The organism is Streptomyces sp. NPDC111744, from assembly GCF_055634995.1.
Genome location: NZ_JBVKCG010000007.1, coordinates 365,375 through 390,155, shown reverse-complemented (window position 1 = coordinate 390,155; position 24,781 = coordinate 365,375). Strand labels below are relative to the sequence as shown.

General features: G+C 66.4%; 12 protein-coding genes. 7 read left to right on the top strand and 5 right to left on the bottom strand.

Annotation, left to right across the window (positions count from 1 at the left end):
• Positions 1 to 2,441: 2,441 nt before the first annotated feature.
• From ACZ7OO_RS19305 to haaT, 5 genes are all read right to left on the bottom strand, one after another.
• Entirely contained in the window at positions 2,442 to 5,939 is a 3,498-nt protein-coding gene (locus ACZ7OO_RS19305; RefSeq protein WP_471505956.1) for a CHAT domain-containing protein, read from the bottom strand.
• A 1,215-nt stretch (positions 5,940 to 7,154) separates the two neighbouring features.
• Positions 7,155 to 7,634 (bottom strand): cyclophane-containing RiPP N-acetyltransferase HaaN, encoded by a 480-nt coding sequence (gene haaN / locus ACZ7OO_RS19300; protein ID WP_471505955.1) that lies wholly within the window; start codon positions 7,632 to 7,634, stop codon positions 7,155 to 7,157.
• 92 nt (positions 7,635 to 7,726) lie between these two features.
• A complete protein-coding gene (locus ACZ7OO_RS19295) occupies positions 7,727 to 8,887 on the bottom strand; it encodes an FxsB family cyclophane-forming radical SAM/SPASM peptide maturase (protein ID WP_471505954.1) in 1,161 nt (386 codons plus the stop codon).
• A gap of 13 nt (positions 8,888 to 8,900) precedes the next feature.
• A complete protein-coding gene (haaA, locus tag ACZ7OO_RS19290) occupies positions 8,901 to 9,113 on the bottom strand; it encodes a HaaA family cyclophane-containing RiPP peptide (RefSeq protein ID WP_471505953.1) in 213 nt (70 codons plus the stop codon).
• Positions 9,114 to 9,252: 139 nt separating this feature from the next.
• On the bottom strand, positions 9,253 to 12,012 hold the full coding sequence (haaT, locus tag ACZ7OO_RS19285) for a cyclophane-containing RiPP biosynthesis TPR protein HaaT (RefSeq protein ID WP_471505952.1): 2,760 nt from the start codon (positions 12,010 to 12,012) through the stop codon (positions 9,253 to 9,255).
• A gap of 286 nt (positions 12,013 to 12,298) precedes the next feature.
• On the opposite strand from haaT, the gene ACZ7OO_RS19280 reads away from it, so the two are divergent.
• The 7 genes from ACZ7OO_RS19280 (at position 12,299) to ACZ7OO_RS19250 (ending at position 24,169) form a co-directional block, all read left to right on the top strand.
• Positions 12,299 to 13,915 carry a hypothetical protein gene (locus tag ACZ7OO_RS19280; protein ID WP_471505951.1) on the top strand — a complete coding sequence of 539 codons (1,617 nt, stop codon included), beginning with the start codon at positions 12,299 to 12,301 and terminating at the stop codon, positions 13,913 to 13,915.
• A 150-nt stretch (positions 13,916 to 14,065) separates the two neighbouring features.
• On the top strand, positions 14,066 to 15,613 hold the full coding sequence (locus ACZ7OO_RS19275) for a type I restriction-modification system subunit M (protein ID WP_471505950.1): 1,548 nt from the start codon (positions 14,066 to 14,068) through the stop codon (positions 15,611 to 15,613).
• Entirely contained in the window at positions 15,610 to 17,148 is a 1,539-nt protein-coding gene (locus ACZ7OO_RS19270; protein ID WP_471505949.1) for a type I restriction-modification system subunit M, read from the top strand. Before ACZ7OO_RS19275 ends, ACZ7OO_RS19270 begins: the two co-directional genes overlap by 4 nt.
• Positions 17,145 to 18,350, top strand: a complete 1,206-nt coding sequence (locus tag ACZ7OO_RS19265) for a restriction endonuclease subunit S (protein ID WP_471505948.1) — start codon at positions 17,145 to 17,147, stop codon at positions 18,348 to 18,350. Before ACZ7OO_RS19270 ends, ACZ7OO_RS19265 begins: the two co-directional genes overlap by 4 nt.
• Positions 18,351 to 18,393: 43 nt before the next feature.
• A complete protein-coding gene (locus tag ACZ7OO_RS19260) occupies positions 18,394 to 21,333 on the top strand; it encodes a type I restriction endonuclease subunit R (RefSeq protein WP_471505947.1) in 2,940 nt (979 codons plus the stop codon).
• A 122-nt stretch (positions 21,334 to 21,455) separates the two neighbouring features.
• Complete coding sequence (locus ACZ7OO_RS19255; RefSeq protein WP_471505946.1) at positions 21,456 to 22,694, top strand: DUF262 domain-containing protein; 1,239 nt, start codon at positions 21,456 to 21,458, stop codon at positions 22,692 to 22,694.
• On the top strand, positions 22,691 to 24,169 hold the full coding sequence (locus ACZ7OO_RS19250) for an AAA family ATPase (protein WP_471505945.1): 1,479 nt from the start codon (positions 22,691 to 22,693) through the stop codon (positions 24,167 to 24,169). The genes ACZ7OO_RS19255 and ACZ7OO_RS19250 overlap by 4 nt, the downstream gene beginning before the upstream one ends.
• The last annotated feature ends 612 nt before the right edge of the window (positions 24,170 to 24,781 follow it).

Sequence of the window (24,781 nt, the reverse complement as noted above, 5' to 3'; positions counted from 1 at the left end):
GATCGGGAAGGCAACGGAGCATCACTTTCTTCTTCAGAAGGTGCATGCGCCGGATGGTCGGCCGATGCTCCGCAGAGCAGTGGATCTCAAGGACTCTCACGGGGAATCAGAAGCGCAGGTCCCTGGCTGGGCTCACGCACATGGATGGCCACTGCGACGGCATGGCGATGCAACCCCTCCCCGTGAGCGACGGCGTTCCCCCGGTCGCTGGCTGATGTGCGCGCACGGAGTGGTCAAGCCCCGTCAATGCGCAGCGACACTTTAAGCACACAAAGGCGAACTCGTACAGGCGTTCACTTTCGTCTCGCGAGTGATGACCTATTTTCGATCCCCGTGTCGCGATGGAGACTGCTGCATGGTGGCGAGCCCGCTCGTCGTGCAGTATGCAACGACTCTCTGAGCAGAGTCTTGTGTAATCGCGTGGCAACCCCGGGTGCTGCGGGCCTCGTAAGTTGGCGACGGCGACAATGTCCGGCCGCCAGGGCACCGGCACCCTGGACGGGGTAGCGCCAGTCGCGTGATGTTGCGCGCGCAGAAAGCCCTGTTGCCGGACCCGACGGAGAACTACCAGCAGCAACTCGAAGCCCTCAGTCGTTAGGACCGACGCGAGCGCACCGCCGCGATCCGCAACCTTGACAAGGACTTCCCCGAAAGAGCCCGCCGACTCCGTCGGCGTGGGCCATTTCGGCTTCAGCTGTCCGCGCTGTTCCAGCCGTCACCGAGCACCCATCGCGGCGCCGGCAGCTGACACTCAATGATGTGGCCAGGCGCGGGCTGCCGTGCGTCGCCGTGAACACCGCCATGGCCTCCACCCCGCGCTTGTGGCGACGATCGTGCGCGTCCACCGTCATGCCGCCGACGCCCGGCGCGTTCTGTCCGGAGCCGCCGCGCTCAGTCGTTGGCTCGGCCCGTCACCTGCGGACGCGGTGCGCGGGACGCTCGCTTGGGATCGACCCTGCCGGGCAATCAGACTCCGTTCCCATGGCGTTCCCATTTCCTTACGGAAACAGGAACATTGAATCACCCTGCGTTAAAACAGCAGGTCAAGCGTGCCCCCGGCAGGATTCGAACCTGCGACACCCGCTTTAGGAGAGGGTCTATAGCTTGCCCTGTCTGTGATGGCCTTTCCTTGGCTTCACCGTTCCTGCTGGTCAGCGCGACTCGGTCTTCCGTCCCTGGCTGATCGTTCCCTGTCTTTACACGGCCTTCCGTTCCCATGACGTTCCCATTGAGGACCCAAGACCCCGTGGAAGACGAGGGTAGGAGAGTCGGATGAGGTCAGCTGCAGTCGTAGAAGCTGTGAGCACCGCAGGCCCTTTGGGGGCGACAGCGTTCGCAAGATGTCATGGGCCAAGAGGTGCTCGACCGGGGTGGAAGCGCCGTGCCAGGCCGCCTGATACAGGGCTGTGTAGCGGTTGCGCTAGGCGGACGAGTCTCCTGGGGATGCCCACACGTATGGCACCGATACCGAGCCGGTGGGGAGGCTACGGGACAGTACCGCGCTCAGGGTTGTTCCGCAGCTCACCTCGTCCTGTGCCGTGGCGGGCGGAGTGAATCCAAGCGCCCGGTAGAGCCGGATTCGGTGAACAGCGAAGAGGCTAGTGACGTGGCGGCAGTACGCGTCGACGCCGGCCTGAAGCGAACGATGCGCGCGCCAAACGAGCAGTGCGCTCGTGGCCACCCACAGCAGTCGTGGTAACACCCCCGGGATCACAACCGCCCAAAGGGCGGCGGCCGCTGCACACACCAGGCCCTGCACTCGGGCAAAGACTCGGGTCGCGGCGGCGGTGAGTTCGTCTCGGACGGGCGTCTCCAAGACCTTGACGAATGGGTCCCAGCAGACGGCGAGGTCGAGTCCGTACGTGCGGCGCACTTCGGCCGACACCGAGACGAGCGCGTTGCCCATAGCCGTAGGGAGCAGGCGTTGGGCGTCGCTTACCCGTGGGTAGCGCGCGTACGCGGCCCGCCTTTGTGTGGCGCGCCAACCGTTCTGGCTGTTCCAGGCATCGAGGTTCTCGCTGTTCAGACCAGCTGGCGGGGCCTGGCGCCAGGTGGCCAGGTCACTGCGGCGGGCGTGATGGCGGGCCATGCAGTGTCGGGTGTACGCGACAGCGATCCGGGAGGTGCCCCAACGGCCGGCGAGCACCTCGAGTGTGAAGCCTGCCGACGCCGACAGCGCCCATGCGGACAACACCACGATCGCGGTTGCCGCCGCAGTCAGGACGATTGGCCCCAACGGTCGCTGGGCGGCGATCGTGCATGGCACATCAGCGGGGAACTTGGGTGCGCGGCATGGGTGAGTGCCTGAGCCTCGCATCCACATCACGACCAGCGCGCCCGCCAGCCAGAACAGGAGTAGAGGGCCACCCATTACCGCGCTCCACCGCTTCGCGATGGGCTCGAGCAGTCCCTTGACTAGGTCGCCCAACTTCGCCGCCCGCCTATGCCAGGACGAAAACGTTGCCGGGGTGTACCGGGCAGCAGTCGGCGTCGAAGGGGGAGTCCATGTCGCCGTCGGCCTCCTGGGAGCAATCGGCCACTGGGCACCTCCATACGATGGCGGATGGATCCGGCCCGGGGAGGCTTGCGAAAATGGGGAGCCGGAGCCCTGGGCCATAGGCCGAGGAACCTGTGTTCGCGCCCTCGCCCCGATATTCCGGCAGTGTGGCGACGGCGGAGGAGACGGAGCCCGCAGGCGATGCCGCGTATCCGAGGCCCTGATGGACAAACGCGGCCCAGTGCGTAGGGTCTCCGGCTGGGGCCTTGCCCTTGGTGTTCTTGCCCCGGGTCCGCGCCCGGGCCTCGCGTAGAGCGCGTAGTTGTGCTGTGCGCAGTGCCTCGGCGGGGGGCATACCCTCCAAGTTGAGCAACGCGTGGAAGTCCCTCATCAGGGCAGCGGTCGTGGCATCGTTCACCGCCCACAGCGACCCCACTACGGCTGCTGCGCCCGCTGCTCCGAACGCTGTAGTCAGGCTCAACGCGCTGTCGTAGTGTGCTCCGGGTACGGCCGTGGCGCAGGCCGACAAGACGACCAGTGGGGCAAGGCTCGGTCCCGGGCTATTCCAACGGAGTCGTTCGAGGACTGAGGTGACGCTGAGCCGTTGTCCGCTTGCCAGCACCAGGTGCGACTCGGCAGCCAGGGCCCGACTGCGCGCATGGCAGGCGAAGTGGGCGACCGGGTAGGCGGGCGTGGGGTCGCCGACTGGGTTGCTCAGCGCGGACAGCACCGCTCGGGGCGTGGCGGGCACCGATCCGGGCTCGCCGGACCCCCCGAACCTCTGTCCTTTGGCGTAGTACCAGCGGTAGACGTCCTCGCCCTCCTGACGGGCATGTGGCAGATCCCGGGTTGGGTCGACGACAACCATGCCGCTCCCGGTTAGCGGCAGGAGGGCGCGCAAGGCGTACTGGGACAGAGCGTGTGCGGAGGGTGCGTAGCTGAACGCCATCGACTCGATTGCGAAGCGGTGCTCCCACCCGCCAGGCACCTTCACACGGTGCCGAGCTGCATGCCAGGGGACAAGGCCGAGGGCTCCAGATGGGATGACGACGACACGCGGTGTGTCTTCAATTCCCAGGGCGGTGAGGTGTTCGTGCAGCGGCTCGATCGCGGCCTTCCACGCCCAGTCGCAGACTTCGCGCAGTGCCTTCTGCCGGGTGGAGTCTGTCGGCGCATTCCCGACGCGTAACTGTACGTCGTGCACCGTCATGAGCTGCACCAACTCGGGCGCATGTAGAAGAAGGCGGGGAAGCCGCAGGGAGGTGATGCGCCCGTTGCGGTGGACGATCAGAGCCCAGCCGCAGTGTCGTCCGGCGAGGAGGTGCACCACGGCATCGATACCCAGAAAACCGCACCATTCAGCGATGTCCTGTGGAGCGGGCGTGGGGGCGACGTCATCGAGGACGTCGCGCAAGGATTCCCGCATGCTTTCCGGCAGGGGCAGGAGACGGTGCCCGGGAATGATTCCGAGAAGTGGGTGGTGTGAGAGGTCGGCCTGCGAGGCGTTTGCCGGGGAGTGGATGGCGAGCGCAGTGTTTAGCCATTGCTCACGCGGCGATGGAAGTCCCAGCCGGGCGATTCGATCACCGATCGCATCTGCTCCAGCGGCTGCTGTCGTCAGCACGGCTCGCCCCGACTCGGCGACTTCGAGAGCGGCGCGTGGCTCACCTGCCTCCAGACACCAGCGAGCGAGTACGCCCGTCTCGGCCGCGATGAGCCGGGCCTGTTCGACCGGTCCGGCGCCGGGGTGTCGCATCACCACATCGACGACACGGTGGTGCATCTCGTGGCGAATCCCTTGGGCGTTGCCGCGGAGTTCGGCTGCCGTCCGCGGCCGACGAGGACGCCCGCGCGACGTGGCCCACTCGTCAAGGGCGGTGCGAGCACGTTGCCAATCCTCGACGTCGACGCGTCGACGGTAGTTGTCTTCGCCGCGTCGCTCGGCACGGGCCATGAGTTCTGTGGCCAATGCCACGGCTCGCTCCAGTAGGCCGGCGGCCCGCGCCTTGATTACCTCCTGGACTCGGGATTCAACCAGGACCTCGGCGAGGGTCGTTGCAACATTTGCGAGGGCATCAATGCCGCGATGGCCGTCTTCGTCGTGGGCCGCTACCGGGTACGTCCGCACGTCGTGCAGGGTCAGAAGGGCGCGTCCGTACTCGATACTCTGCAGCGCGAGCTGTTCGGAGGGCTGATCGGCCCACTGTAGACAGTGCTTGAGTAGATCGGCGGCGACTGTCGCGTCGGCTGGGGCCCGCAGCACGTCGGCGCGGGCGAGAAGGCACTGGGCGAGTTCGAAGGCGGCCGGAAGGTGCGCACCGTCCGGCGTCACGGCGGCGCGCACTGCTGCGACCGCGGCCAGGACCGCGTCATCCAGAGCACATAGGTCGCTGGCGCGTAGATACTCGGCGTGGTGTGCGGTGGCTAGCGCGGCATAGGACCGAGCACGACTGAGGAGAGCGCGGGCCGTATGTAAGTCGTGGGCAGCATTGGAGAGGTCGTAGCGCCACAGCAGCGCCTCACCGAGCGCGCCGAGCCACGCTTTGCGGGCCACGCTCGTCTCCGGCAGGGTTGGGGACTCCAGGGCGCGGGTGAGCACAGTGATCATCTGTTCTAGATGAGTGGGGCTGCCCTTTCGCTCAAAGCGGAGCCGAAGGGCGGTGATGAACGTCCCAGTCCAATCCACCCACTCAGGTGGACCGGGTTCTGCGGAGCCAGCCATGGTGAGGGCCGTGTTCAGTGCGTCCGTCGCTTGGTCCAGTAGGCCCGGCTCGGCTGAGCGTTCGTACATGGCGAGGCAGCTGTAGCCGAGACTCGCATACACCGCCGGTGAGGCGGAGGCCTCTTGGACATCACGCAAATCCTGCGACGGCTGTGCCAGCGCGAGGCTGAGGTGGGTCTCGAGAGCCCTGTCCAGGTAGGACACTTCGTCTGAAAGCGCGTAGTAATACCGCTGCAATGCCCCGACAGCGCACAACCAGCCCGACGTCACGCCCTGTTCGGCGGGCGCCAACATCGGATCCCTGGTCTCCCAGAGGGCATCGGCTGCGGCTCTCAGATCTCCGATATCACCGTTAGCCTCGTGTCGCATTTTCAGCGCGGCCCCGAGCACGCCCGTCCACACCAGCGACCCGTCACGCTCACGGGCTCCCTGAGCGCGCCGAACAGCCGCCCTGGCGTTCTCGACCGCACGCTCAAGGTCTGATGGTTGCCCGACAGCCTTATAGCGCAGCAGGAGAGTCTGAGCCAGGTCGCCGAGCGCGAAGCTCCATGCCCAGGGGCGCGGCTCATCGGCGCTGGAGTCGACAGCCGCCTGGAGCATGTCGACTGTTTGGTCCAGTGTGTCGGTGTGCCGGACACGGACTGACCGGAGGAGTTGGCTGCGGTCGAGGGTGGAGAGTCGGACCTGGTCGGTGCGAGAGGAATTCTCGGTCTCGTCCATGGACGCGTCCAGCGCGTCGCGGGTCTGACAAGTGAGGATCAGCAGGGAGAAACCGGAGGCCTCGTTCCCATAACTGCGGACGGCCTCCAGGACGGGCCGGGGAGTTCGATAGGCGGTTCGGTTCCCGTCCGCGCCCACACGAAGCAGGTCCCCTAGTTCGTCAAACCAGTCCGAATCAGGTTCGGCTCGGGCTTGCATCGCTGCACTTGAGGGTGAGGCATACATAGCGGGCACGTCAGGGAGGCGATCGAGCCGCCGCCGCAGTATCGGAAAGTCGGAGCCGAGGTCACCAGCTACCCAGAGGGCCGCGACGGCGTCAAGGAGGGCACCTTCCTGCGCGCTGCTCTCGTACGCGTCGAGTGCCCGCTCTCCGATTAGCCCTACACGTGTCTCGAGTGGCAGCTCCCGTTCGTCCCCCCGGAGCCAACGTGCGGTCAACTGCTCTACAACAGCGACGAAATGCTGTCGCCCTACCTGTGCCATTGCTGCCCCTCCCCGTACCGCTCTGGCAACGAGTGCACCCTACTCACGTCGCAGGCTGCTGCGGGGAACTCTCCACGGATGCATGAGGAGATAGGCATTTCCTTGCTAAAAGTCACGATGTATCCGGAGCTGTCCCGACGCAACCCTTCAGCCGGTAACCGCAGAGTGCGACTGGTCTGTTCACGGTGACGATAAGTGAGTCAGCGGTGGGTGAACCGTTTCTTTCACGAGCAAGACGTCTGTCATCACCTACTGACATCCCTGCTGATTCCAATGAGGGCGGGCGCGGCTGTCGGCAGGTGCGGCCGCGCCCACCGAAGCGAGAGCAGAGCCGTCGTGGAGGGCGGCGATCAGCCCTGGGCGAGGTTCGCTTCGCAGGTGCTGCACCGCCGCACGGCCGTCCGTTTCGGATTGCCCGCGGTGGCAGTCGCCGGGTAGGTGCTGCTCAACCGTTCCCACAGTCCGTGCGGAGGATTCGGGATCCACCCCCACCGCGGGGGCCGAACGTCGTCCTCGGCCATGTGGTCGCACCAGCCTGGCAGGTGCGCGCACTCCCCGGGAGAGATCAGGATCGTGTCCTCCGGATGCGCACGCCACTCCCTCTTCACGGACGTCGACACCGCACGAGAGCCCGCCGAAGGTGATGAGCCCGGCGGGCAGTCGCACCCAAGCCCGATGACGACCCGGCTGCCGCACTCCTCGCAGCGCTCCTCTTTCACAGCCCCACTCACCTCACGCGTTGCCGGAGTCGACCCGGTAGACGATCTTCCCGTCTGACTCGGTGAAACCGAGTGCCTCGTAGAAGGCCGGGGCGCCTGGGTTGTCACGGTCAGCCATCCACTCGACCCGGCTGCACCCGGGGCGTGCGGCCGCCAGGGCACGGAGTTCGCCCATGAGGCGGGCACCGATGCCCTGTCGGCGCAGGGTGCCGCGGACGTACAGCTCCTTCAGGAACAGGGAGTGGGTGGAGCCGGCGGCCGGCCAGAGAAAGGAGTAGGCGGCGAGTCCGACGATGTCCCCGGTCTCGTCCTCGACCAGCAGTGCGGAGGCCAGCGGCGGCGAGCCGAAGAGGGCCTCCTCGACCTGGACGCGGCGTTCGTCCAGCGGCTGGATGTCGGCCTCGGTCGTACCGTAGTACCGCTCGATCTCCTCGATCAGCTCGGCCATGGCCGGGACGTCCCGCTTCTCCGCAGGGCGGATCGTCACGCTCATCGGTGCCTCCCTCTCTTCCTCGGTTGCTTCGGTCGCTATCTCACTCCTTCGTACCAACGCGCGACCCCCACGCGGCGGTACGGCACCGGCGCCTACGGTGACGCGGCAGCCCCCGTCTGGGGATTCCAGCCGTACTCCCGCATAGAGCCCTGGACGTGCCGGATGAGGTGCTCCAGGTCCGCGCAGTAGACGGACGGGTTCCGGTAGCCGTGGGCGGCACTGAAGCGGTGGGGGAGGTAGCCGCCGCCGCAGACGTCCACGAGCGGGCAGGCGCGGCACTCCTCAGCCAGCGCGTTCCTGCCGTGCTGTCGGTGCCGCAGCTTCGGATGCGACAGCGCTTCGTCGAAGGAGTGGCTGAAGACGTCGAGCCCGAGCCAGGAGGCGCCCTCCTCGACCGACCGCAGGGTGTCCACCGCCTCGACGGAGCCGTCGGACTCGATCACGACGCTCGTCGGCGGGGCCAGGCCGAGCGTCTCCACCGAGCCGCGCACGCCGGAGCTGAGGGCCACGATGTCCTCCAGCATCCGGATGCTGTGCCTGTACTCGGGCCGGGCGAGCCACGCGTCGTACACCCTGCTCATCCACAGCCCGTACTCGGGCACGCCAGGGTCGGTGCGGAACGGCGGGTCGTCGTGGGTCGCGTGCGGCAGACCGAAGTCGATCACGGGCGGTTCGAAGGCCGCCAGGTAGTCGTGGACCTCGGCAGGGTCATTGGCCAGGTCCACGACGGCGAGCAGCCCCGCGAACAGATGCGGCCGCGACCGCAGGAGTTCGATGCCTTGCACGGCCGAGGCGGCGCTCGACCGCCCAGCGTGGGTCAACCGGTGCCGGTCGTTCGCACGCGGCGGCCCGTCGAGGCTGACGCCGACCGCGACCTCGTACCGCTCGAAGAGGTCCAGCCAGGCGCCGGACAGAAGCGTTCCGTTGGTCTGGAGCTCGAAAAGAACCCGGGTCCCGGCCGGCGCACCCTCCCGGACGGCTTCCAGCAGACCGGCCATGTGCCCGACGCCGACGAGCAACGGCTCCCCGCCGTGCAGTACGACGTGGATGGTCCGAAGGCCGTGCGCGGAGGCGTGCTCGCCGATCCGCCCGGCAGCGGCCCGGACCACGGCGAGGTCCATGCGGGCGGGCAGGCGTCGCGCCGCCTGGTCCCTGGAGTTGAAGACGAAGCAGTAGTCGCAGTCGATGTTGCAGCGGTTGGCGACCTTGAGGATGAACGTCCGGAAAGGTACGGGGCCTTCGGGTTCTGTCATCGAGCGGACGTGCTCACAGCGGCCAGGGCCAGATGAGCGAGGCCGCGTGGGAACCGTCGCCGAACCGTCCCGTCACGCCTTCCGCGGTCTCCTCCGCCTCCAGCCGCTGCCGGACGCGGGCGGCCACGCGGTCCAGGACGGCGGTGCTGGCCGCCGTCGGCTCCGCGGCCGCCGGGCCGACGGCCGTGATGGTGTGCGGCTCGGTGACGGACGTGGGTGACGGCATCCAACACTCCTCGCGAGGTACGTACCGGAGGCGGCACGGTGAGACGGGGTTTAAGCGACAGACCAGCCGGAACCGTAGCAGCCTCAACAACTCACCCGGGACAGGGAATTCGGCCACATGGTCGGCGCCAACCGGACCGCTACACCAGCAACTGTTCGATGTCGTCCACGGCCGCGCTCACTCCCAACCGCCGGTACACGGTCACGGCGGCTCGCAGCGAGCCCACGCCGTGACCAGGCCCGTCAACCGCCCAGTCGCAGCGGCCGATGCCCTCCAGCGCCCGCGCCTCCTCCAACGGGCAGCGGATGTCCCGAGCGAGCGTGAGGGCCTGATCGAAGTGCTGGCGGGCGGTCGTCGGTTCACCGGAGTTGAGCAGCAGCATGCCCCAGTGGTTCAGCACCTCCGCCTCCCCGCACCGGTCGCCCAGGCCTCGGAGGATCCGCAGTACTTCCTGGAACGCCTCGACCGCTCCGTCGCTCTCACCGACGCTGCTGCGAGCCGCGCCCAGCTCGCTCAGCGAGGCGGCCTCACCCCCGCGACTGCCGAGCTCGCGGTAGAGGTCCAGGGCCTCCTCCAGAAGCCGGATCGCCTCGGTCGCATCCCCGGCCACACGTTTCACGACGCCCAGGTAGCGGATGCTGTTGGCGCGGCCGAACCGGTCACCAAGCTCGGTGAAGTGCGTCAGGGCCTGGCTGTGTGCCGTCCGCGCTCCCTCGGTGTCTCCGGTCAGCCGCCGGATGGCGCCCAACTCGTTGAGCGCGTAGGCCTGGTGCTCACGGTCGTCCAGCTCCAGGTAGATGTCGAACGCTTCCTGGTGATGCCGAGCGGCCACTTCATAAGCGCCCATGAGGCAGTGCACGACGCCCAGGTCCCGCAGGGAGTTCGCCTCCCCGTACCGGTCACCCAGCTCTCGGTAGATCGTCAGAGCCTCGCTCTGCGCCTCCACCGCGGCGTCGAACCGGCTCATCTGCCGGTGTGTCATGCCGAGATCGGCCAGAGCGTTCGCCTGCCCGAGCCGGTAGTCCAGCTCACGGTAGAGGGAGAGGGCCTCGGCCTGGGCGCGGGACGCGTCCTCGTTGTCCGCGGTCAGGTACCAGACGATGCCAAGCTGGTTCAGAGCGTCCGCCTTGCCCCGCCGCTCGTCGACCGCTTCGTACGCCGTCACGGCGTCGTTCAGTGCCTCGATCGCCTGCGGATAGGCCGCCATGAAGCGGCGTACGACACCAAGTTCGGCGAGAGCTTCACCCCGGGCTCTCTGATCGCCGGTGTGGCGGGCGGCCTCGGCGGCGGTCCGGTGCAGCCCGACGGCCTGGTCCCAGGGGCCGGCCTGACGCAGGAAGGGCGCCATGGCCGCGGCGAGCCGGACCACGAGGTCGTACAGAGCGAGACCGTTCGCCTGCCGGACAGAGGCGAGGATGTTGGCCCGCTCGGCCTCCAGCCAGCTCAGGGCGCCCACCCGCGACTCCATGGCCGGAGTTTCCACCCGCGAGGCGCCGTCCGGCGCCGGAGGCACCGCGGCTCCACTGCGCACGATGTGCCCGTTCGCGACGGCGAGAGCGGCCAGGTAGTAGGTGCACACACGCTGGACGGCCTGTACGTGATTATCCATGCTGTCCCCCTCGACGGCGAGGCTCCGGGCATAGTCGCGAAGGAGATCGTGAAGTTGGTATCGGCTCCCCGGCTGCTCGTCGATCAGGTGGTCGTCATAGAGCGCCTCGAGGTGCCGACGGGCCACCAGCGCCGGAACCTCACCCAGCGCCGCGCCGACGTGCGCGTCGAGATCGGTGCCCGGGAAGAAGCCGAGCTGTCTGAAGAAGCGTTGTCGCTCCGACACGAGATCTCGGTAGGAGAGATCGAACGTCGCGGTGACGGCGCGTTCCCCGGCCCGCAGTTCTCCCAGCCGGTCCCGCGCCGCCACCAGTCGCCCGCGCAGGTCCTCGGCGGTCCAGGACGGATGGTGCCGCAGCCGTGCCGCGAGCAGGGACACCCCCAGTGGTAGACACCCGCACAGCCGCACCAGTTCGTCCACCACACCCCGGTCGAGGTCATCGCCCGGCCGCCCACTGAGCCGCACGAAGAGGTCGACCGCGTGATCCGGCGGCAGCGCCTCCACCGACATGACCACCTCCTCGCTCGCCACCAACCGCCTACGGCTGGTCACCAACACCAGGCAGCCACTCCCGCCGGGGAGCAGGGGCTCCAGCTGCCGGTAGCTGGCCGCGTTGTCGAGGATCAGCAGCGCCTTCTTGTCCGCGAGCCTGCTCCGCCACATGGCGGCCCGGGCCTCCGTGACCGCTCCGACGTCGTCCCCGACGGGTATCTGCTGCGTCGGCACGCCGGCGGCCGCGAGTAGCGAGGCGAGCGCCTCGCCGGCCTGCACCGGTGTGCGCCCCGGCGTGTACCCGTTGAGATTCACGAAGAGCTGACCATCGGGAAACCGCTCGGAGAGGAGGTGGCCGGCGTGCACGGCGAAAGTGGTCTTCCCGACGCCCGGCATCCCGTCGATCACATGAACCGGCAGCCCTTCGCCACGATCCTGGGATGCCCGCACGGAGCTCATCAGCCGTTCCAGCTCCCCGACACGGTCGGTGAACGCGGCGGCGTCGCGTGGCAACGAACGCAGCACTTGGGCGGCCCCCGGTGGTCCCGCTCCGTCCTCCGGTGGCCCTGGCGTGGTCGGAGGCCGAGCCTCGGAGAGCCCGGCGAGCAGGGCCGTCAGCCCCGCCATCGTCACGCCCAACCCGACGAACGAGAACCAGGCGTGCTCCTGCAACCACCCCAGCCAGCCAGGCCACCGTGACTTGTCGGACACGGCGTTGGTGACGAGCCCGACGAGCATGGTGGTCAAGGCGCCGCCGCCGGCGACGACGGCGATCGCGATTCCGCGGCGAGGTCTCATGCGGGGACCCCAGGGGCAGGGGGAGCCGTCGACGCTCCTCCGGTGCCGCTGACGGGACACCACACACCGCCAACCGACCTGGTCACGAAGGCCACCCCCGAGTCCGACGTCCCAACTTTCTTAACGGAACAGCCGTCGTGGACCTTGGTCAAGGGCGCGTCTGAGTCATGGTGGACGAAGACCAGCCATCGGCTCCCGGCACCGAGCTTCGCAAGGTGGTCTGCTGGCCGCCCCATGCACAACCAGGGCTAGGATTCCTGTTCTTGTCGATCAAGGGGGGCGCGCTGTGGACGGCATTCAAAGACCAGAACTTCTGCCCGACTGCGAGGTACCTGCTCGCTACAGACAACCGGACGAGTTGATTTCTGACTGCCTCGTCAACTTGGCTGACGATGCGCTCCCGGACAACCGGCGTATCAGCGCCTTGGATGCCTGCGGCATTCGCGGTGGTGCGGCCCTGGCGGCTGCGACGTTCGTGGTCAAGACGCCGGGACCCGGGCATGAGGACTTGCAGCGCATTGTCCGGGAGTCGCATGTCGACGTTGATCGACCCCGCTTCACCTACGGCGACAACATTCTGGGCCTTTGCTATGTGACGGGCACCAAGGGGTTGTCACCAAGCACGAGACATCGAGCAGCTGATGCCCTGGTATCCCGCTTCCGCGACGACGTGGGCTACGCGGAAGCCCGTCACCTCCTGTCCAAGAACGACTGGGACTGGCTTGCCGAGGCTGTCCGCGAGGGATGGGCTCTCTGGACTGCGCAGGTCTTTGCGGGCGACGGGACGGCCCCGCTCAAGACGCGTATGAGAGTCGGTCTGGCACTCGCAGAGCACAACACTCCGGTTGGCTATGTGCCCGAGGCTGTCGCGCAACTCGTCGCGCACCCGGGTGGTGTGAGCAGCGACCGCCTTGCCCTCGCCGTGGCCGTGGCACGTCGTGATCCCAAGGCGGGGCTGGATCTACTGCGCTGTGTCGCGTCGGACCCACTGGTCCAGGCTGGGCACCGGATGCAGGCCATCGGTCTACTGGACGGGGCGGACCCGGCTGTAGCACAGGAGATGAGGGCACTCCAAGTCCAACTGCCCTCGGGCCGTGACGCTCGTGACCGGCAGCGGGAGGCGGCTGAGCGCGCCAAGCGCGAGGAAGCCGCCCGGCGGGAGCGGGAGGCCCCGGAGGCCGTCACGAAGAGGCTTGACGCCGAGATTGAAGACCTTCTGGACAGCTTGCGCATCCTGGACCCGGACAACGGTCACGGCGGCCGTCTCGACGACCACCTTGCCGAGAGCGACTGGCAAGGCGTAGCGCAGGACATCGTCGACATCTTTGACGCGGTCTGCGATGAGGACATCGACGCCTCCGTTCGTCTCCTGGCTGCCCTGAATCGCATCCGGTACGGAGACCAGATCGAGGCGGCCCCGGATGAAACCGTGTCCGGTGATCCGGACGCCGACGTCATTCCACGGCTCACTCGAGAAGATCTGGAGACATACGCGAAGGAGCAGGCAGAGCGCTCGTGGACGATATGGAGGGAAGCCGCCGAGAAGTACGGCTGGGATGACGACGATCGAATCGGCGAAGTGGAGCGTAAGAACGATGAGATCACTGGGGAAGTACGCGGCCTGATCCTTCGGAAGGCCAGCGATCACCTTCGAGCCCTTGAACGCCACCTGACGTGGGAGACCTGGCCGGCTCTCCGGGATGCTGCCGAAGAGAGAGATTTCACAGCTGTCTGGGGACACCTGGCGACGGCCCGGCTCCTTGCTGAGGAATCCGAGAGCGCGGAGGTCCTGTGGAAGGGCGCGACGGCGATGAGCTACTACTTCGATCCGCTGTCGATGCCTTGGCCGCGCGAGTTCTGGCTGGTGTTGGAGGAGTGGCGGCACGGCGCGACCGGACGGTGAGGCCCGTGCGGCCCGGCTCGGCCCTCGATCTTGACCCCTGCGACCCCTGACGGCTTCCGGGGATACCCTGGCGGGCGGTCCAAGAAGCAGCAACCAGCCGCTACGCTTCGGGCATCTTCGCCTACCCTACGTACAGAACGGAGTCTCGCTGTGGCCCAGCAGGAAGCGTCTGAGCAGCTGGAACTGCTGCCAGATGCGGCCGGAGGGCTCACGCTCAGTGAGCTAGAGTCGCATTTGCTCGGCGCTGCCCATCTCCTGCGCGGGCTTGTCGACCAGGCAGATTTCAAGAGCTACATCTTCCCGCTGCTCTTCTATAAGCGTCTGTGCGATGTTTACAGCGAGGAATTCGACGATGCTCTCGCACATTCCGACGGCGACCGTGACTTCGCGGCTAAGGCGGATCAGCACCGTTTCGTCATCCCGGAGGGGCATCGCTGGGGCGATGTCGTAGCGGCGCCTGATGAGAAGCTCGGCCGTGCGCTCCTTGACGCGCTCCGCGCGATTGAGAAGGCCAATCCGGACACCCTCGACGGAATCTTCGGTGACACCCCGTGGACCAATCGTGACCGTGTCCCTCCCCGCGTGCTGCGAGCGCTCCTCAACCATTTCTCCGCACGTTTTCTCGGTGATGCGCGTGCCGACGCGGATCTTCTTGGCCAGGCGTACGAATACCTGATCAAGAAGTTCGCCGATCTGTCCAACAAGAAGGCCGGCGAGTTCTATACGCCTCGTGCCGTGGTCGAGCTACTGGTGAACATCCTCGCCCCGGAGCCGGGCCAGACGGTGTACGACCCGGCGTGTGGTACCGGTGGGATGCTGATCGAGGTCGCCCACCACTTCGCCCGACAGGGTGCGGCTCACCAACTGCTCTGGGGCAAGGTCTTCGGTCAGGAGAGGAACCTCACGACCTCAGGCATCGCGCGCATGAACCTCATCCTGCACGGGATCGATGATTTCCGGGTGGAGCGCGGAGACACCTTGCGCGAGCCCCGTTTCTTCGCCCCGGACGGGGGTCTGCGGACCTTTGACTGCGTGATCGCGAACCCGCCGTTCTCGCTGGCCGCGTGGGGCGAGACGGGATGGGCTAGGGACCCCTACGGGCGCGGTGAGACTGGAGTGCCCCCGCGCAGTACGGCCGACTGGGCCTGGGTCCAGCACATGCTCGCCTCGATGCGGCCCGGCACCGGTAGGGCAGTTGTCGTACTGCCGCAGGGCATTCTCTTCCGGGACGGCACCGAAGCCCGTATCCGCAGGAAGATCATCGAGTCGGACGTGATCGAGGCGGTCATTGGACTAGGGGAACGCCTCTTCTACGGCGCGCCCCTGGCCGCCTGCGTCCTCGTGCTGCGCGCGCAGAAGCCGAAGGACCGACGAGGGAAGATCCTCTTCATCGACGCTTCCGACCAGCTGCGTAGGGGACGGAACCAGAACGTGTTGGAGGCTGAACACACCTCCCGCATCCTGGGCTGGTACCGCGCCTTCGCGGACATCAAGGAGCGCAGCCGCCTGGTCGACCTCCCGGAGATCGAGAGGAACGACGGCAACCTCAACATCCCGCTCTACGTCGGGAAGGACCGCACGGCCGAATTGCCCCCGTTGAGCGAGGCGGTCGCCGCCTTGGAAAGCGCTCTGATGGACGCCGCCGCGGCGGAGAACGAACTGCGTGGTCGGCTCAAGGAATGGAGGCTCCTCGGATGAGCGGCGTCAGAGGTGCTGCGGATGTGCTGCCCGGTACGGATGCAGCAGTGGGGCAGTTGGACCAGCGGGAGCTGGAGAACTATCTATGGGGAGCGGCGGTCCGGCTGCGGGGGCTCATCGATGCGGGCGACTACAAGCAGTTCATCTTCCCACTGCTCTTCTTCAAGCGAATCTGTGACGTGCAGGACGAGGAGCGCGAGCAGGCCCTCGCCACGTACGGTGGGGACGCGGATCTGGTGGCGAAGGAGGAGAACTACCAGTTCCAGATCCCCGACGGTCACCACTGGGCAGACGTTCGGGAGGTTCGTTCCGGCCTCGGCTCGGCGCTCGCCCAGGCCATGAGGGCCATCGAGAAGGCCAACTCGGAGCAGCTCTGGGGAGTCTTCGGGGATGCGCAGTGGACGAACACGGAACGACTCTCGGACGCCACTCTTCGTGACCTGCTGGAACACTTCTCCACTCAGGTGCTTTCCCTGGCGCGGGTCCCGGAGGACGAACTCGGCCGAGGGTATGAGTACCTGATCAAGAAGTTCGCGGACGACTCTGGGCACACGGCTCAAGAGTTCTATACGAACCGGACGCTGGTCCAGCTCATGACCCGGATGCTCGAACCGGAGCCTGGGGAGACGGTCTACGACCCCACGTGCGGCACGGGCGGCATGCTGGTCACGGCTGCGGCCGAGCTGAAGCGCCAGGGGAAGGAACATCGCCAACTCGCTCTGTACGGGCAGGAGTTTAATGTGATGACCTCCTCGATCGCCCGCATGAACCTCTACCTGCACGGCATTGAGAACTTCCGCATCGAGCGCGGTGACACACTCGCCGAGCCCTTGTTCTTCGAAGGCGACCAGCTGCAACGTTTCGACGTGGTGCTCGCCAACCCCCCGTATTCGATCAAGCAGTGGAACCGACCGCTCTTCGCCAAGGACCCCTACCAGCGGAACATGTGGGGTGTGCCCCCGCAGGGGAGAGCGGACTACGCGTTCTTCCAGCACATTGCCGCCTCACTGGACCCCGAGACGGGCCGGTGCGCCATCCTGTTCCCCCATGGAGTGCTCTTCCGAGAGGATGAGCGGGCCATGCGGGAGAAACTGATCAAGTCCGATCTGCTGGAGTGCGTGCTGGGACTTGGGCCGGGGCTCTTCTACAACTCGCCGATGGAGGCGTGTGTGGTCGTGCTGCGCACCCGGAAGCGGCCTGGGCGGAAGAGGAAAGTCCTTTTCATCAACGCGGTGCACCTGCTGAACCGGGTGCGAGGCCAGTCGTTCCTGAGCGACGGACACATCGCGGAGATTGTCCGGGCCTATACGAGTGACGACGCAATCGACGGGCTCTCGCGCTGGGTGACAGCGGACGAGATTGAGCAACACAGGACCAGCCTGTCCCTGGGCCTCTACTTCGGCCAGGAAGCGAGGGACGGTGGCCAGGAGACCCGGGAGGAACTCGCCATCGATCTTGAAAGCTGGGGATCCTCCTCCCAGGAGGCAACGGTCCGTGCCGCCGCCCTGCTCAAGATCCTTGGTGGAACGCAATGACTACGCACAATGATTGGCAAACCGTCAGGTTCTCTGACATTGCAGAAAATTCGGGTGAGAGGGTGGATAATCCTAGCGCCTCCGGCGCATCCCGCTATGTGGGCTTGGAACACGTGGATAGTGGTGAGCTGACGGTAACTCGGTGGTCTGACCCCCGTGTGGTGACGGCCACGAAGCTTCGGTTCACGGCGGGAGATGTCATCTTCGGCAAACGTCGTGTGTATCAGCGTAAGGCGGCAGTGGCCGACTTCGACGGGATCTGCTCCGCGCACGCGCTGGTCCTGCGAGCACGGAGGGAGTATGTGGCCCCGGAGTTTCTGCCGGTGTTCCTACACTCCGACACGTTCGTCGACCGAGCCGTGGCCATTTCCGTCGGCTCCTTGTCGCCGACGATCAACTGGCGAACTCTCGCGCAGCAGGAATTCTCCCTCCCACCGCTCTCGGAGCAACGCAAAATCGCTGATCTTATCTGGTCGTTCGAGCGCACTGCCCAGGCGAAGGCCACCGCGCTGGAGGCCGCGCGGCAGGCAGAGCTCACGGCACTGGCCGAGCTGTACGACGTGCCGGAGTGGCCGGTGCGTCGAGTGCGAGAGGCGGGGGAAGTACAGCTGGGCATGAAGCGTGAGCCCAAGGTGCACCAGGGTACGGATCTGCGTCCCTACCTCCGTGTCGCGAACGTTGGGGACGACGAGCTGTTCCTGGACGATGTGCTGGAGATGAACTTCGCCCCCTCCGTCTTCGCCAAGTACGCGCTGCGGCCGAAAGACGTGCTGCTCAACGAAGGGCAAAGCCTCGAGTATGTAGGCCGCGCGGCGATGTACCGCGGGGAGATCGAGGACTGCTGTTTCCAGATGACGCTGCTGCGCTTTCGTGCGACCGATGATGTGCTACCAGAGTTCGCTCTCGGCTGGTTCCGCCGCTGCCAGCGCCTGGGGGCATTTGCCCGTGTAGCCAAGCGCACCACGTCCATGGCTCACCTCCCCGCCGGCCTCCTCTCGGCCCAGCCGATCCCCGTCCCCCCTCTCTCCATCCAACAACGCGTGGTCGAGCGGCTCGAAGCCGCCCGCGAACTGCGTATCACCCTCGCCGAGGACCTGACACAGACGCGTAATCTGATGCAACGCACCTTGAACGTGCTGTTGCAAGGCCCAGGCGCGTCGGCGAGCACAACGGCGGCTGCGGGGGTCGACCGCAGCGCGTGAGATGTGGAGTGAGAGACAACTGAGGGTGAGCGAGGGGCGGGGGATGTTCAGCGAGAGAGACACGGTCCAGGCATTCGTCACCGACCGGCTCATTGCCTTGCCAGAGCTCGCGTGGGTCGAGCAGGACACTCAGCCGGACCGGGCCGAGCAGGATGTCCTCGTCGAGTCCGAGCTACGCGATGCCCTGGTCCGTCTCAACCCGACCATCTCGGCCGATCCCGAGCTCGCTGACGAGGTGCTTTACCAGCTGACTGCGCTGATCCGGTCGGCACGTGGTGAAGGTGTGGTCAAGGCCAACGAGGGCTTCCGCTCATGGCTTCTCGGTGAGAAGTCGATGCCTTTCGGGCCGGACCATGAGTATGTCACCGTGCAGCTGGTCGACTTCGATGACCCCACCCGTAACCGCTACCACCTCAGCACGGAGGTCGTCTTCTGCCGCGGTACCACCCGGCGCCGTTTCGATCATGTGCTGTGGGTCAACGGGATTCCCTTGGTCGTGGGTGAGGCGAAGTCCGCCACACGTGCCGGCATAACCTGGGCCGATGGGGTGCTCCAACTCGACGGTTATCAGGACGACGTACCGGAGTTCTTCGTCCCCAATGCCCTGTGTTTCGCCATCGACGGACGCGATCTGCGCTACGGCAGCCTCCGGCTACCCCTTCACCTGTGGAGCCCGTGGTGGTCTCCGGGGCTGCGGAAGCAACATCCTGAGCCCGGCCCCGAATACCTCCGTCAGGCTGTCGACGGTCTGCTGAGTCCGTCGACGCTTCTGGACATCATCCGGAACTTCACGGTCTACAGCACTGACGACCGTCACCGGAAGATCAAAAACATCTGCCGTTATCAGCAATACGAGGCCGGCAGGCGGATGGCTGACCGTGCCGCTGCAGCGGCGCACGACCCGGACGCGCCCCGGCAGGGACTCGTGTGGCACTTCCAGGGTTCCGGCAAGTCTCTGCTGATGGTGTTCACAGCTCAGGCGCTGCGCACCGATCCGCGTACTGGTGCGCCCACGGTGCTGATAGTGGTGGACCGGCTGGACCTCGACACCCAGATCACTTCCACCTTCGGCGCCTCGGACATCCCGAACGTGGTCACGGCGGGCTCCGGTGACAATCTCGGGGAGATGCTCGCGACGGGCCAGCGGAAGATCATTGTCACCACGGTCCACAAATTCAAGAGCCTGGATCGCGTCCTGTCCGCGCGCCGTGACATCGTCTGCCTCGTCGATGAGGCGCATCGCACCCAGGACCGGGATCTGGGGCAGCGAATGCGCGAGGCGCTGCCTAACGCGGTCTTCTTCGGTCTGACCGGCACTCCGATCAACCGAACCGACGTCAACACCTTCAAGACGTTCGGTTACGAGGAGGACGAGGGCCGCTACCTCTCGCGGTACACCCAGGCCGATTCGCTGCGTGATGGGACGACGCTCCCGCTGCATTTCGAGCCGCGTGACGCGCGCTTCCAGATCGACGGTGACGTCATTGATGCCGAGTTCAAGAAGCTCGCCGAGCGTCTGTCCCCGCGTGAGAAGGCCGCTGTGACCAATCGGGCCGCTCGTATGGGGTGGTTGGTCAAGGCCGATGGGCGGATTCGCATGGTGTGCGAGGACATCGCACGTCACTTCAGGGAGAAAGTGGAGCCCGAGGGCTTCAAGGCGCAGGTCGTCGTCTTCGACCAGGAAGCATGCGTCCTGTACAAGAAGGAACTGGACGCGCTGCTGGGACCGGAGACCAGCGAGGTCGTGATGTCCACCCAGGGGCAGCCTGAGGAGGTCCGGGAGCGTTTCGGGCGGGATAAGGACGAGGAAGCGGCACTGCTGGACCGCTTCCGTGACCCGGACGATCCGCTGAAGATCCTCATCGTGACGGCGAAACTCCTCACGGGTTTCGACGCCCCGATCGCCCAGACGATGTACCTGGACAAGGTCATGCGTGACCACACGTTGCTCCAGGCCGTCTGCCGGGTGAACCGCCCGTACCGGCAGCCGGGCAGCGATCAGGCGAAGTCACACGGTCTGATCGTGGACTACCTCGGTGTCTTCGCCCGCCTCGGGCGGGCAATGCGCTTCGACGAGCGGGCTGTCGAGCGTGCGGTTACCAGCATCAAGGAGCTGTGGGATCAGTTCCCCGGCGCCCTTCACAAGTGCCTGAACTTTTTCCCCGGGGTCGACCGTGCCGAGGACGGTTACGAGGCCCTTTTTGCGGCTCAGGACAAGCTGCCTGATGACGGGACACGACAGGCTTTCGCAGAGGCGTTTGCCCGGTTGTCCCGGCTGTGGGAGGCGTTGGCCCCGGACGAGCGGCTGAGTGAGCACGTCACCGACTACCGCTGGCTTGCGAAGGTGCACCACTCCGTACGGCCCAGCAACGCCACGAGCCCTCTGCTGTGGCGGGTACTCGGCCCCAAAACGCGCGAGCTGGTCAACGCCCACATCCACGCGGACGTGCCACCCGAACGGCTTGAAACGCTCGTTATCGACGCCAAGATGGCCGAGTACCTGCAGCGTGCCCCCGACCGGGGGATCCGGCAGCTTGAGCCGCAGCTTCAAGACCGGCTCGGCCGTCGTCGCGGTGAACCGCGCTTCGACTCCCTGGCGCAGAAGCTGGAGCGACTGCGCCAGCAGTACGAGGCGGGACAGCTGGTGAGCCGGGAGTATCTCTACCAGCTGCTGGACCTGGCGGAACAGACCGCGCAGGCAGAGGCTCATGAGAAGGAGCAGGATCCGAGGGAACGGGGCAAGCACGCTCTCACCCGGCTGTTCGAATCGTCCCGCCCGGAGGGCACGCCCGTGGCGGTGGCGAAGCTTGTCGAGGAGATCGACAGCATCGTCGACGCGGTGCGGTTCCCGGGGTGGCAGCACACTGCGGGCGGTGAGCGCGAGGTGAAGAAGGCGCTGCGCCGCACACTGGTCCGCTACCAGCTGCAACGGGACGAAGAGCTGTTCCAGAAGGCGTACGACTACATCCGGCAGTACTACTGAGGCGGCCCTCGGATCATGACCCACCGGATGTCAGTCCTCGGCCGTATGGTGCCATCAGGCATGGACTTCACCTGGGCCTTGCAGGCCGGCACCCAGGCGAGACGCGAAAGGAGGCGAACGTCATGACCCCGGCTCACGACCTCCGCGCGTCGGCCACCCGGCCCACCGTCGTGACCGTGCGCGAGGCGCTCGCCCAGCTTCGCGACGGAAATCTGCGCCAGCCCTCCGAGCCGTCCAGGAGCGCAGAGTGGTCGGACCACCGCAAGCACGTGCTCCTTGACTCCGTGCTGCGCGGCTGGCCCATCGGCACGCTGCTCGTCGCGCGTGAAGCGGACGGATCACGAGTCCTGCTCGACGGCCAGCGACGCCTAGCGGCACTAGAGGAATTCGTACGCGGCGACCTACTGGTCGACGGCCACCTCACCCCTACGGCTCTTGCCTTGCGGGAATCTGACGGAAAGACATACGCCGCTCTGCCGCAGGGGCTGCGCACCGCGCTCGACGACTACCCCTTGGTGCTCCTGGAGCTCGACGAACTGCCACCTGCCGAGTTGCGTACCGCCGTGCTGCGGCTCAACTCCGAAGCCGGACTGACCGAAGCAGGACGCAAACTTGTCGAATCGGGGTCGTTCGGCGAGCAAGTCCGGGTCCTTGTGGCTTCGGCGGTCGACTGGGGCCTGGGGGAAGAACGCATCGGCTTCGGGAACGTCGGCCTGGCCTACGAGGACGTGATCAGCCGAGTGCTGGTCGCCGTAGAGGCAGGCAGCGTCCAGGCCGCGGCAGTCGGCAGCGAACAACTGAACTACCGCCTGCGCTCCGGTGACGCGGTGGATGACCAGACCCGGGACGAAGTGGCTGACGCGCTCAAGGGACTGTTGTCACTGCCCGCACTCGATATGCCTGCTGTTCGGTTTACCAAACCCACTTTGCTGAGCTGGATGCTGGTGATGGTCCGGGCCCGGCGTGCATTCGGCCCTGGCGCCGAACATCACCTCGGGTTTCTCCTCGAATGGCTGGAGCCGGAACGTCGGAGGCGAGCTGCCGAACTCGGGCCTGGTGCGACTGCACCACTCAAGACCGCCTTCCGTGAACTGCCATACGGCGCCCTGCTAGAGCGGTTCAACGAAGTGGCCGCAGTGGGTGCGCACACACCCGAGTCGACGGTGCTGCGGGATGCCATCGGCTGGTTGTTCCTCGTGGCGACAGGAGGTGCCCCGTCTCGTAGGACTGCCCCTGTGCCGGACGTGCTGCGCATGTACGCGGCGCTGACCAGCGCAGATGATGCACTGTTCACAGAAGACGGGATCGACCAAGTGCTTTGGGAAGACGGGGCACTGAAGTCGTGGGGGGAGTGGAGTTGAGCCGGGACGCAGAGGATGACGAGGTCCTCCGTCGGGCCCAGATCAATAACCACTACCGTAAACTGGCCAATGGCCAGGTGCGTTCACCGTTGCGCAGGGTCGAGATCGACGGGCACGCGCACCTCGGCTCGCTTACCGCCGAGATGGCGCCGGGCATCACTCTTCTCTGCGGGGTTAGTGGCGCGGGCAAGACGCAGTTCCTACGAACGCTCGCACGCCATCTGCAGCAACAGGCGCCGCCGGACGGCGTGCCGCACCCCACTGCTGTACGGCTGACGGGCCAGTCACGGCACCAGAAGGGCGACCGCAACGGACCGGCGGCGGGGGACGTGGAACTTGCCGACGCCAAAGCTCCGTGCGTGTACATCGACACCGCACGGGAGTGCTTCGATGTGCTGACCCAAGTGAGCCGAGTTCCGGCACACGAGCTCGAAAGCGAGCGCGCCACGGCCGAGAAGGCTCCCCGCAGCGCCTGGTTCGACCATGCACTGGGCACCATCATGGGACGTCCCTACGACCTGGTCACCCACCAGGAGCTGGACCGCCGCTCCCCTGCTTCCGGCGAGCCACCCACCTGGTTCTACTACGAGCTCGGCCGCCACGGCGACACCTACGGGCCCGAACAGATGAGCCTGGGGGAGCTCGCTTCCTGTGTCATCCTGCGTGCCCTGCGTGGGGTGGGACGGGGCAGCATCGTGCTGCTCGACGAGCCCGAGAACTTTCTCTCGCCCCGCGCTCGCGAACGGCTGCTCGACATCATTGTCGCTCGTGCGGTCAAAATGGAACTGTCGGTCGTCCTCGCCTCGCACTCCCCGGAGTTCGCTTACCGCCTGCCCAGCACTTCTCTCCGCACACTCGAGCGCGGCGTGGGCGCCGCGGCTCAGGCAACCATCTCCGCCGGCGTCATTCCTGCTCAAGTCAGCCGGAAGCTGGGCATGGCTCCACGGACCGAGGCAGTGTTGCTGGTTGAGGACCGCTTCGCTCGGCTGATGCTGGAGGAACTGCTCCGCTGTCACCTACCGGAGCTCGCCCCGCATCTGTGCGTGCAGGATCTGCGTGGCGCCGACACCGTCGCAGCCGTCGCCCGTGTCCTCGGACCGACCAGACCGGCTGCGGCATTTCTTGGCGTGCTGGACGGAGACACACGCTCTGAACCGAATCGTCAGGGAGAGTGGCTGGAGTACCTGCCGGGCCATCACGATCCCGAGGCAGTCGTCATGCAGCTACTCCAGGCACGCACGGGGGCAGCAGCGAAAGAATTGGGCGTGACAGAGGACACCCTGAAGTACGCCCTGGAAGAAGCACACGTCTCCAACATCCACGACCAACCTGCCGTCGTGAGCGAACACACCGGTGTGGACGAGGTACGGCTGATCGCCTTCGCGGTGCGCAGGATCCGCTCTGTGCCGAACTTCCGCAGAGACACGGACCGGCTCATGGAACGCGTTCGCGCACTCGTGGCCCCTTCGCCGTGAGCCTGGCCACCGAGAGAGGCACGGCAAAGGCTAACGAGCGAGTCATCCTCAGTTCAGCGAGGTCAACAACCGACATACTGGGCTCGCCGTGCCCTCAGCATCTCAAGCGGCTGAGATCCAGCCGACGAAGTAACCGTCGGCTACAACGTCTTCTGCCGGTGCCGCTGAGTCGCTGCCCCGTCTCAATTGATCCGGTCCGGACCTGGAGGTGGGCTGGACGATCAGATGGGTTGAGGCGGCTGCCTGACGTGGATCTCGACTGAAGTACCCAGGATCCGCACTCCCGAGGCGGGGAGACCGCTGGGCGTAGGTCACGATCGCCGCCTGTACCCAGTTCCGGCTCACCGTGAAGCCGGGGCGGATCTCCGCCGCACCGGGGAGAGGCCGGCCGAGCCCGCACGGCTCACCCCGGCCCCTTGCCCGCCAAGTGTTTCGGAACCTCCGCTCCGCACGCACCTGCACTGTCCGGCTTGTGCACCGAACCAGATCGAAGCGGTGAGCGCCGCTTTCGCCAGTGGATTCTCCAGATGCGCGAGCCAGGCGCTTCCGTTCCGCTCAGCATCGCCCAGAGAGCAGTTCGCCGGGGCTGCCAATTTCCCCTAGATCATGATG

Coding starts and splice junctions, on each gene's coding strand:
- ACZ7OO_RS19305 (WP_471505956.1), bottom strand. CDS start 5,939: ATGGACGAGACCGAGAATTCCTCTCGCACCGACCAGGTCCGACTCTCC.
- haaN (WP_471505955.1), bottom strand. CDS start 7,634: ATGAGCGTGACGATCCGCCCTGCGGAGAAGCGGGACGTCCCGGCCATG.
- ACZ7OO_RS19295 (WP_471505954.1), bottom strand. CDS start 8,887: ATGACAGAACCCGAAGGCCCCGTACCTTTCCGGACGTTCATCCTCAAG.
- haaA (WP_471505953.1), bottom strand. CDS start 9,113: ATGCCGTCACCCACGTCCGTCACCGAGCCGCACACCATCACGGCCGTC.
- haaT (WP_471505952.1), bottom strand. CDS start 12,012: ATGAGACCTCGCCGCGGAATCGCGATCGCCGTCGTCGCCGGCGGCGGC.
- ACZ7OO_RS19270 (WP_471505949.1), top strand. CDS start 15,610: ATGAGCGGCGTCAGAGGTGCTGCGGATGTGCTGCCCGGTACGGATGCA.
- ACZ7OO_RS19265 (WP_471505948.1), top strand. CDS start 17,145: ATGACTACGCACAATGATTGGCAAACCGTCAGGTTCTCTGACATTGCA.
- ACZ7OO_RS19260 (WP_471505947.1), top strand. CDS start 18,394: ATGTTCAGCGAGAGAGACACGGTCCAGGCATTCGTCACCGACCGGCTC.
- ACZ7OO_RS19255 (WP_471505946.1), top strand. CDS start 21,456: ATGACCCCGGCTCACGACCTCCGCGCGTCGGCCACCCGGCCCACCGTC.